Here is a 9,691-nt window from a genome sequence, read left to right on the forward strand (position 1 = left end):
GTGCCGGTGATGAAGGACGCTTCCGGGCCGAGCAGAAACGCGGTGGCCGAGGCGATGTCGTCCGGAGTGCCGAGGCGGCCCGTCGCCGAGGCGGCGACCATCGCCCGCATCCCGTCACCGACCGGCGAGGCGAGTTCCTGCTGGTCGACGGCGGTGTCATCGCGGCACTGAAGGCCGGGAGTCCGGCACCCGAGCCGGGTCAGACGAGGTAGTACAACTTCGAGTGCGCCGCGGGCAACGGCGCTTTGGGTTTCAGCTCGGCAAGCTTGCCGTGGGCATAGCGCACGGCTTTGAGCGTCGCCGAGTATTCCTCGTCCTCTTCGGGGAAGACATGGCCTGCGGGGAACCAACTTTCGAACCCGACGTTCGTCAGAACCTCCAGCGTGTCGGGACGCACCCCGGCGAGCAGGATGGTGACGCCGCGCGCGGACTCCTCGCGCAGAAAGTGCTCGATGCGTTCGATGCAGACCACGTCGGGGTGGCGCACTCGCTTGAGGCGCAGCACCGCGAACCTGACGCCGTCGTCCGCGATGCGCCGGCTGATCTCCTGCAGGTACCGGTCCAATTCCGGCGCGGCCCCGAAGAAAAGCTCGCCTTCCAGATCGTAGATCAGGATCGACGGGTCGGCCGGATCGCCCGGAACGCGTTCGCGCACAACGCGTTCCGGTGTGACGATCAGCTCCTTGGCCTTCAGCTTGGCCGCGCGCGGCACGAACAGCAGGATCGAGAGGACTACACCGAGCAGCACCGACTTGTCCAGGTCGATCGCCACCCCGGTGAACGCCGTGACGATCACCAGGCCCGCGTCGTAGCGCGACGCTTTGAGCGTGTAGACCAATCGCTTGAAATCGACCAGCCGCGCGGCCGTGACGAGCAGCAGCCCGGCCAGCGCCGGCTGCGGAACGTACCGCAGCAGCGGCGCGAACAACAGCAGCGCGGCGGCTACCGTTGCGGCCGAGACGATTCCGGAGAACCGCGTCTGTGCACCGGCTTGGAAGTTGATCGCCGATCGCGACAGCGAGCCCGAGCCGGGCAGGCTCTGAAAGAAGCCACCGGTGATATTCGCCAGGCCTTCGGCCATGATCTGCCGGTTGTAGTCGATCGTCTGCTGGGTCTGGTAGGCGATCGCCTTGGCGATCGACAGCGCCTCGATGATGCCGACGAAGGCGATGGCCAAAGCGCCCGCTGACAGCTCCGACAGATGCGGCAACCAGCCGGTGTGGACCTCGGGGATGTGCGGGGCGGGCAGGCTGCGCGGGATTTTGGCCGCCACCGCGACGGCCGTACGACCGTTGCCGCCGGGGGTCGACCACCCCGCGAAATACGCGATGAGCGAGGCGATGATCAGGACGGCGAGCATGTCGATCTGCGGCCACCGGAATCGCTGCACCAGGCGGCGCAGGACCACCGCCAGGGCTACCGCCGCGACGCTCAGCGTCAGGGCGCGGTAATTGATGTGGTCGCCGTGGGTCAAGGTGAGCCAGACTCGGTGCAACACCTGCATGTGACCGTTGCCGTTGTCCCGTACCCCCAGCGCGTTACCCAGCTGCCCGACGGCGAGCAGAAACGCTGCGGCCGCCATGAACCCGATGATCACCGACTCGGAGATGTAGCGCGTCAGGTTGCCGAGCTTGAACAAGCTGATCACGATCTGAAATCCGCCCACCATGACGGCCAACAGAAACAGCCCTTCGAAGAGTTCGGTGCTGTTTTCCGAGTCGATGAAGGCGAGCGCCGTGAACACCAGCAGCGAGATGGCGCTCGTCGGGCCGTTGATCAGGTGCGAGGACGACCCGAAGATCGACGCCACGATCGTCACGACGATCGCCGAGTACACGCCGAACTTGGGATCCACGCCGGCGATCAGGGCATACGCCATCGCCTGGGGAAACGAGATGGCGGCGACGGTGAGGCCCGCGATCACGTCATGGCGGCCTTTCAGCGGGTCGTAATTCAGGGCTTTCAGGGCAAACGCCACGTGGTGCTCGTCTTTCCGCTATGCGCCCGACGCGGCGGCGGGCGGCGCCGAGACCGTGTCGAGGATTCCGTTGGTGCCGAAGAATTGCTCGCGTGCGTCGTTCCAGTCCTTGGCGATGGCGCCGATCCGGAACAGCGACAGGGGCGGCAGCCGATCGGCGTGTCTGGCAAGGATTTCCGCCTTGAACGGCCGGTAGCCGTACTGCGCCGCCTGTTCCTGCGCCGCGTCGGTGAACAAATAGTTGAGGTACGCCTTGGCGTAGGTCGCAGTCTTCGAATCGGCGACGTTGGCGTCGACCCACGCCACCGCGGGCTCGGCGAGGATGCTGACCGGCGGGTAGACGAGCTCCAGTTCGTCCCTGGCGGCGGCGACCTCGCGCAGCGCCTCGTTCTCCCAAGTCAGCTGCACGTCACCGATCTTCGCCAGCGCGAAGCTGTCGGCGGCGCTGCGGGCGCCGGCGTCGGAGACCGCCACATGGTGCAGTAGGGCCCGCAGGTAATCGGCCGCCTGCGCCTGGTTGCCGCCGCGGGTGGTGACCGAGCCCCAAGCGGCGAGGACGCTGAGCTGGCCATTGCCCGAACTGCGCGGGTTGGGCGTTACCACCGCCACGTCCGGCTTGATCAGGTCGGGCCAGTCGTGGATGGCCTTGGGATTGCCCTTCCGGACGACGAAGACGATGGTCGACGTGTACGGCACCGAATTGTTCGGCAGGCGCCGTTGCCAGTTGTCGGCGACGAGGCCCCGCTTGCTCAGCGTCTGGACGTCGCTGATCAGCGCCAGCGACACCACGCTGGCTTTTTGGCTGCCATCGAGAACGCTGCGCAGCTGACGCCCCGACCCACCGTGAGACTCCTTGATGTCCACCGTGATTCCGGTGTGCGCGCGGTATTGCGGGATGAAGGCCTTGTCGATCGCCGCGTACAGCTCCCGCGTCGGGTCGTAGGAGACGTTGAGGATCTGGTTGGACCCGGGAGCCGGAAGGTTTTTGACGACGACGGCCGTGGTGGCCAGGACGATCGCGGCGACACCGATGACATTCAGCCAGCCGATGCGGGGTCGCTCGAATCTCGGACGCGCTTTGAGCATCCCGGCGTCCCTTCACGGCAAGCACCCCAGACGATTCCGTCTGGCACGAACATATTCAAAAAATGTTAACTATCGGGCCACGTGCCGACAGCCATGAGAATCAGCCTGAAGATAAGTGACCGGCCGTCGGGGCCGGCGACGTCGGCGGTGTGGGCGGCCCGTCCCGGTCGCGATCGGTGCGGTGCAGCCATTCCCGCGGCCGCAGCCGCCAGGTGCGCCGGGCGTACTCCAGCTCGGTGTAGGGCCATTGGGTCACGATGCGGCCGGTGGGCGACCGGAAGTAGCTGTCGCACCGCGTCCAGACCGTGCGCTCCAGGTCCGCGGAAAGCCGCTCGTTATAGCGCTTTTCGGCCTCGGGACGCACGTCGACGTAGCCACCCCGGCGCGCCACCCGGCTCACCGCGCTGGCGATCAACCGCGCGCCGGCCTCGAGGATGTAGACGATCGAGTTGCCGCCCTGATTGGTGTTGGGTCCGTAGAGCATGAAGAAATTCGGGAATCCGGCGACGGCCACGCCCAGGTAGGCGCTCGGGTCGACGCCCCAGAGCTCGTGCAGCCGCTGCCCTCCGCGCCCGATGACGTCGATGCCCGACAGATAGCGCGACGCCTCGAATCCGGTGGCCAGCACGATGGCGTCGACATCGACCACGCGACCGGCCGCGGTGGTCACCGACGTCGGGCCGACGCGCTCGACGGGTTCGGTCACCAGTTCGACGTTGTCTAGCTGCAATGCCCGGTAATACTCGTCGCCGAGCAGCACCCGCTTGCAGCGAAAGGGATAGTCGGGCGTGAGCTGGCGGCGCAGCCGCGCATCGGCCACGGTGCGTTCCAGGAACGAGGTGGCTACGTGCGTGCGGGTGGCCACCAGCGGATCGTCGGCGAAGGTGGCGGTGTTGTCGTGCTGGAATTTCCAGATCCTCCAGCGGGCGCGGCGCACCGCCAGGGGGTTGCGCCGAAACCGCGCCAATTCGGTTGCGCTGTATGGCCGGTCGTCCTTGGGCACCATCCAGGGCGGGGTCCGCTGGAACACGGTCACGCTGCGCGCGACCTTCGCCAGTTCGGGTACGACCTGCACGCCGCTGGCGCCGGTCCCGATCACCGCCACGCTCTTGCCGGCCAGTTGGACGCCGTGCTCCCACCGGGCGGTGTGCATCAGCGCGCCGGCGAAGTCGGTCAGGCCCTCGATGTCGGGCAGCCGGGGCGATCCGAACAGCCCGATGGCGCAGACGACGACGTCGGCGGTCAGCGTGGCGGCGCGCCCGGCGCTCTCCACCTGACACTCCCAGGTCCAGCTCGCTGAGTCCCAGCGGACCGAGCGCACCCGGGTGCCGAGCATGAGGTGGCGGCGCAGGTCGAAATCGTCGGCCACCGACTCGAGGTAGGCCAGGATCTCGGGTTGCCGGGCGTACGTTCGGGTCCAATGCTTGTTCGGCGCAAACGAATACGAGTACAGGTGGCTCTGGATGTCGCATGCCGCGCCGGGGTAGGTGTTGCGCCGCCAGGTGCCACCCACGCCGTCGGCGCCCTCGATGATCACCAGGTCGTCGATGCCGGCGCGGCGCAGCGCCACCGCCGCGCCGAGGCCGCCGAAGCCCGCGCCGATGATCACCACCCGGGGGGAATCGCGGCGCCGGGTCGCCGCGCGCAGCCGCCCGATGGCGTAGCGCCGACGGGCCTGCCGGCTCGTCACCGCCGGGCCCCCGCGGCGCGGATCTCGAGCCCGTCCAGGCCGCCTTGCGCCCGCCATGCCGCCAAGATGTCGGCGTACTCGGTCGGCGCGCCGATGAAGAAGCTGCCCTGGCGGGTCTTGGCGTCCGCCTTGCCTTCCCGGTTGTAGTAGCCCGGCGTGCAGGTCGCGGCCCGCTCGGCGGTCGCGGCCGACCGGGCCACCACCATGTCCACCCACGCGGCTTCGGCGCCGGGGGATGCCTCGATCTCGGTGACGCCGCGCTCGAGCGCCCACGCGATGATCCATGCGACGTGGCTCGCCTGCACGTCCAGCAGGTAAGGGAAGTTCACGGTGAGCCCCGCCTGCGCGATGCTCTCGATGAAGCAATTCGGGAAACCATTGGCGCACAACCCCTGAAACGTCCGCACGCCGTCGCGCCACCGCTCGGTCAGCGTCACACCGTCGCGGCCGACCAGCTCGAACCCGGTACGCCGGCAGTAATCGGTGCCCACCTCGAAACCCGTCGCGAAGATCAGGCAGTCGAGTTCATACCCGGCCCCGTCGGCGACCACGCCACCCTCGGTGATGCGGTCCACGCCCCGGCCGCGGGTGTCGACCAGCCTGACGTTGTCCCGGTTGAAAGTCTGCAGATATGCGTCGTGAAAACAGGGCCGCTTGCAGAAGTAGCCGTACCAGGGTTTGAGCGCCTCGGCGGTGGCGCGGTCAGTCACCAGCTCGTCGACCCGCGCCCGGATTTCCTCCATCTTGGCGAAGTCGGCGAGCTCCACGTCCTGAGGCGGCGAGCCCGCCCCGTCGTGGCGCATGACCGGAAGCTTCCGCGTGATGCTCGTCCAGGCGTCGGCGACCAGGTCCTCCTCGGCCCGCCCCCCCGCGGTCAGGATCTGAAAGTTCTCTATCCGCCGGCGCTGCCAGCCCGGCCGCAATGAGTTGGCCCAGTTGGGATCCGTGGACCGATTGGCGCGCACGTCGACCGATGACGGCGTGCGCTGGAAGACGTACAGATGGCCCGCCGCCGCGGCGAGGTGCGGCACGCACTGGATCGCGGTGGCCCCGGTGCCGATGACGCCGACGCGTTTGCCCGCCAGCTGCTGCAGCTTCTCGCCGGTGTAGCCGTAGTCCCACCGGCTGGTATGGAACGCCTTGCCCCGAAAACGGTTTAGGCCCTCGATACCGGGCAGCTTCGGTTTGGCCTGATACCCGTTGGCCATGGAGACGAACCTGGCCCGCATCTCGTCGCCGTGGTTGGTTCGGATGACCCAGCGGGAATCGCCTGGATCCCAACGTATCTCGTGCACATCGGTCTGCAGGCACGCGTCGCGGTAGAGGTCGTAGTGCTCGGCGATACGCCGGCAGTGGGCGAAGATCTCCGGGCCCTTGGCGTACTTTTCGGAGGGAATGTAGCCCAGCTCCTCCAGCAGCGGCAGGTACACGTAGGATTCGACGTCACAGGCGATCCCCGGGTACCGGTTCCAGTACCAGGTGCCGCCGACGTCGGCCGCCCGGTCGATCAGCCGCACGCTTGCCACACCGAGGTCGCGCAGCCGCGCTCCGGTCAACAGCCCACCGAAGCCGGCGCCGATGACCGCCACGTCGACCTCGTCGGTGCGTGGCTCGCGGGTGAAGTTCCCGTCCGCCCACGGGTCCTCGGCGAATCGGGCGAACGCGCCCGCCGTCTCCACATACTGCGCGATCCCCTCGGGCCGCAGCCGCCGCGCCCGCTCTTCGGCGTACTTCTGTCGCAGCGCGTCGACGTCGAACTGCGCGCCCAAGGTCTCGGTCAAAGTCGTGGCTTCCTGCTTGTGCTGCGACTCTATAATCAATCGCTTGATCACATCAAGGGCGGCTTGGCCCGCCGAGTCTGCCGTGGCGGCGCCGGGCCCAGCAGCGTCCCCCTGATCAGCCTCTTGGCCGAGCCGAGTGCCGCGTGGTAATCGTCGGGCGGCAACGTGGCCGCCAGCTCGGTGAGGCCGTAGATCAGCGCATAGACCGCTTCCACCGCGCCGCGGTCGGCGGCATCCCCGGCGATGCCTTCGATGATCTCGCGGAACGCCTGAAAGCCTGTGCTGGTCTCCACCCCGAGCGCGTTGTCGGCGCGGATCGCCCACTCGAAGGCGGCGAGATCGGGATATTCGCGCATCAATCGGCCGGATTCGTCGAGCACCGCTTCGATCCGCTCGATCACCCCGCCGGGCCCCGCGGCCGCCCGGCGCAGCCGCGGCAACGCCACCTCGGTTCGGGCCGCGATCGCCGCCCGGATCAGCTCGGACTTGTTCGGAAAGTAGTTGTACAGGCTGGCGCTGGTGACCTTGGCAGCGCGTGCGATCTCGCGGATGGTGGCCCGTGAGTAGCCCGCCTCGGCCACGCAGCGCATCGCGGAGGTGATGATCCGCGCGCGGGTCTGCTGACCGTCGGCCCCGACGGGGCGGCCCAACGGCGCCGGCGCTGTGGTCACTGCAGCACGCACCGCTTCCCTCCATGCCAGACCTAGTAATCGATCATACGATTATATTTGGCCGCGAGCGGCAGCTGGCCGTGCAGCCGCCGGACGGGACGCACGAGTGAAGACATCACCATGACGCGGGCGCAGCTAGGTCGCCCGGTCGGCGCGAGCGGCGAGGAGACTCGCCGCCGGATCCTCGCGGCGACCATGAGCTGCGTGGCCCGGGTGGGCTACTCACGGGCCACCATCCGCGAGATCGCCCGGGCCGCCGACATGACGAGCGGCAGCCTGTATCACTACTTTCCGAACAAGTCCGCGTTGCTGGACGCGGTCGTTTCCGAAATCGACGAGATCGCGCGCCCACGACTGCGGGCCGCCGCCGCGTCGAACGGTGACGCCGTCGACCGCGTGGTGGCGGTGTTGGACGAGTTCGACCGATTGTTGCGCGAGCACCCCCACCTGGCCGCGTTCGACCGGGTGATGCGCGCCGAGACGACCGCGCGCACACGCGGCCGCCGACCCCGGTATCATGGTCTAAAAGCGTTGCGCGACATCGTCTACGAGATCATCGAGGACGCCCAGGCGCGGGCGGGGCTGCCGGCCGGCACCGACGTGCGCGCCGCGGTCAACGCGATCTACGCCCTGACCCGCGGCCTGACCGAGCAGGCCGCCAGCCTGGCTCCGGCGTCCTACGCGGCCACACTGCGGTCGGCCAAGGAACTGGTCAGGGGAACGCTTTTCGCGCCCCAAGCGAATCGCCCAGCGTCCACAGCGCAACGCCGATCAGTACAAGGTCCTTGAGCAGGAATTGGCCGGGCAGCGCCGACAACACCGGAAGGCCGGCGGCGTGCGTCCCGACCACGTGCGGCGTGGTGAACAAGAAACTCAGCGTGCCCATGAACAGGATCACCGCCAGCGCACTGCCGGCCGCCGACGCGCGGGGCCACAGCGGCCGCAGCGCAATGAGAAGCGCGGCAACGATTTCCATCGTTCCCAGCCCGCGGGCGACGGTGGTGACGCTGAAAACGTGATAGACCCAGCTCATCAACGGGCTGTGTTCGATGAGCACGCGGGATTCCATCTTCACGTACTTGCCGAACCCTATCCATGCCAAGACGACCACCAAGCCGTAGCGGCTGATCAGTTGCCCGTATGAGGTAAAAACCTGCGCCAGGCGATGCGGTGCTGCGGCCCGGGTGTGTTCGATCATCGGCAAACGAGTCCCTTCGGATGGGCATGGGCGCAATTGTTCCTAGGGGACACGGTTTTCAACCGGGATGGGTTCAGCGACCCAATCGCTCGAGGCCGGCGACGATGAGCCGCAACCCGTACGCGAACTCCTCCTCCAGGGGAACGGGCAGCTCGTCGGCGACGGCGACGGTGGCGGGATAGCGCGCCGGATCAAGGGTGTGGAATGCCGCGGTCAACTCGGCATCGTCGTCGGCGGCCGCGGATCTGGAACGTTGGATCGCGAAGCCCAACACATAGCGCGACAGCGTGGCGTAGGCGTGCGCGGCCACCACCGGCGGGAATCCGTTGTCGAGAAGGATCGACAGAATCCGCTCGCGGCGTGCCAGCGCGTTGGGGCCCATCGGCACGTGTCCGATCAACAATGACGCGACGTTGCCGTGGCGGCTCAGCGCGTCGAACATGCGCTGTGCGAAGGAAGTACACGCCTGCTGCCACGGCAGCGCGGTCAGCGCTTCGGCGTCCAGATCGGCCTCGCCGAGCATGCGGTCGACGATCACCGCGACCAATTCCGACCGGTTGGCGAAGTGACGGTACAGCGTGGCAGTGCCCGAACCCAGGCGCTGCGCCAGCGTACGCATGGACAGCCCGTCGGCCCCGTGCTCGTCGACGAGTTCGAGGGCCGCCGCAACGATCCGTTCCAGCGGCAGGGCCGGGCGGCCGCGGGCCCGGTTGGGGCCGGTCACGTCGGGCAAGGTGGACACTCCCGCTTGACGGCTGCCATATTTATGATCACACTGTATCCGTTAATCACAAGCCGGGTCAACGCCCCTGACATCAGGACGTCTAGACATGCTCCTCCCCCTGGCCGCGGAGCCCTTCACCGCGCCGACCGACCGCGACATGCTTCCCTCGGAGCGGCGCGAATTCGTCCGCACCCGTCGCACCTGCGTGTTCGGCTACCGCCGCCGCAACGACGGGCCGGCCATGTCGGTCGTCTACTACATCCCCACCGACACCGGGGAACTGTTGGTATCCACCATGGCCGGCCGCGGCAAGGCCCGTGTCATCGCGCGCGACGGCAAGGTCAGCCTGTGCGTCCTCGACGAGCGGTGGCCCTTCAGCTATCTGCAGGTCTACGCCGACGCGACCGTCGACGACGACCGCGACCTCGTGGTGGACGTCATGATGGCGGTTGCCGGCCGGATGTCGGGCCAACCGCTCGGCGAGGAGGCCCGACCCCACATCGCGGCGATGTCGGAGCGCGAAAGCCGCGTCGTCATCCGCTGCCGGCCGTACGCCACCTAAT

General features: G+C 67.9%; 8 protein-coding genes and 2 pseudogenes. 2 read left to right on the forward strand and 8 right to left on the reverse strand.

What is annotated here, in order from left to right; translation table 11 throughout:
* The 6 genes and pseudogenes from A9W96_RS31330 to A9W96_RS09700 form a co-directional block, all read right to left on the reverse strand.
* Positions 1-146, reverse strand: a pseudogene (locus A9W96_RS31330) (SDR family oxidoreductase); the annotation flags it as partial.
* Positions 147-199: 53 nt separating this feature from the next.
* A complete protein-coding gene (locus A9W96_RS09680) occupies positions 200-1,978 on the reverse strand; it encodes a SulP family inorganic anion transporter (protein ID WP_067139306.1) in 1,779 nt (592 codons plus the stop codon).
* An 18-nt stretch (positions 1,979-1,996) separates the two neighbouring features.
* Positions 1,997-3,064, reverse strand: a complete 1,068-nt coding sequence (locus A9W96_RS09685) for a sulfate ABC transporter substrate-binding protein (protein ID WP_067139309.1) — start codon at positions 3,062-3,064, stop codon at positions 1,997-1,999.
* Between the two features lie 100 nt (positions 3,065-3,164).
* Positions 3,165-4,754 (reverse strand): NAD(P)/FAD-dependent oxidoreductase, encoded by a 1,590-nt coding sequence (locus tag A9W96_RS09690; protein ID WP_082972121.1) that lies wholly within the window; start codon positions 4,752-4,754, stop codon positions 3,165-3,167.
* The gene (locus A9W96_RS09695; RefSeq protein WP_067139321.1) at positions 4,751-6,535 is read right to left on the reverse strand and encodes an NAD(P)/FAD-dependent oxidoreductase; all 1,785 of its coding nucleotides are present in this window, start codon (positions 6,533-6,535) and stop codon (positions 4,751-4,753) included. The genes A9W96_RS09690 and A9W96_RS09695 overlap by 4 nt, the downstream gene beginning before the upstream one ends.
* A 47-nt stretch (positions 6,536-6,582) precedes the next feature.
* Positions 6,583-7,218: a TetR/AcrR family transcriptional regulator gene (locus A9W96_RS09700; RefSeq protein WP_231999643.1), complete on the reverse strand. Its 636-nt coding sequence runs from the start codon at positions 7,216-7,218 to the stop codon at positions 6,583-6,585.
* A 108-nt stretch (positions 7,219-7,326) separates the two neighbouring features.
* Here A9W96_RS09700 and A9W96_RS09705 point away from each other — a divergent pair, with 108 nt between their 5' ends.
* On the forward strand, positions 7,327-7,995 hold the full coding sequence (locus A9W96_RS09705; protein ID WP_067139324.1) for a TetR/AcrR family transcriptional regulator: 669 nt from the start codon (positions 7,327-7,329) through the stop codon (positions 7,993-7,995).
* On the opposite strand, the gene A9W96_RS09710 is transcribed toward A9W96_RS09705, so the two are convergent.
* Both A9W96_RS09710 and A9W96_RS09715 read right to left on the reverse strand, forming a co-directional pair.
* Positions 7,919-8,404, reverse strand: a complete 486-nt coding sequence (locus A9W96_RS09710; RefSeq protein WP_067139315.1) for a DUF417 family protein — start codon at positions 8,402-8,404, stop codon at positions 7,919-7,921. The two genes, A9W96_RS09705 and A9W96_RS09710, sit on opposite strands and share 77 nt — an antisense overlap.
* A gap of 73 nt (positions 8,405-8,477) precedes the next feature.
* The gene (locus A9W96_RS09715; RefSeq protein ID WP_067139327.1) at positions 8,478-9,086 is read right to left on the reverse strand and encodes a TetR/AcrR family transcriptional regulator C-terminal domain-containing protein; all 609 of its coding nucleotides are present in this window, start codon (positions 9,084-9,086) and stop codon (positions 8,478-8,480) included.
* Between the two features lie 148 nt (positions 9,087-9,234).
* Between A9W96_RS09715 and A9W96_RS09720 the strand changes: the two are divergent.
* Positions 9,235-9,687 (forward strand): annotated as a pseudogene (locus A9W96_RS09720) (pyridoxamine 5'-phosphate oxidase family protein); the annotation flags it as partial.
* Positions 9,688-9,691: the final 4 nt, after the last annotated feature.

The organism is Mycobacterium sp. 1245852.3 (genome assembly GCF_001669335.1).
GTDB lineage: Bacteria > Actinomycetota > Actinomycetes > Mycobacteriales > Mycobacteriaceae > Mycobacterium > Mycobacterium europaeum_A.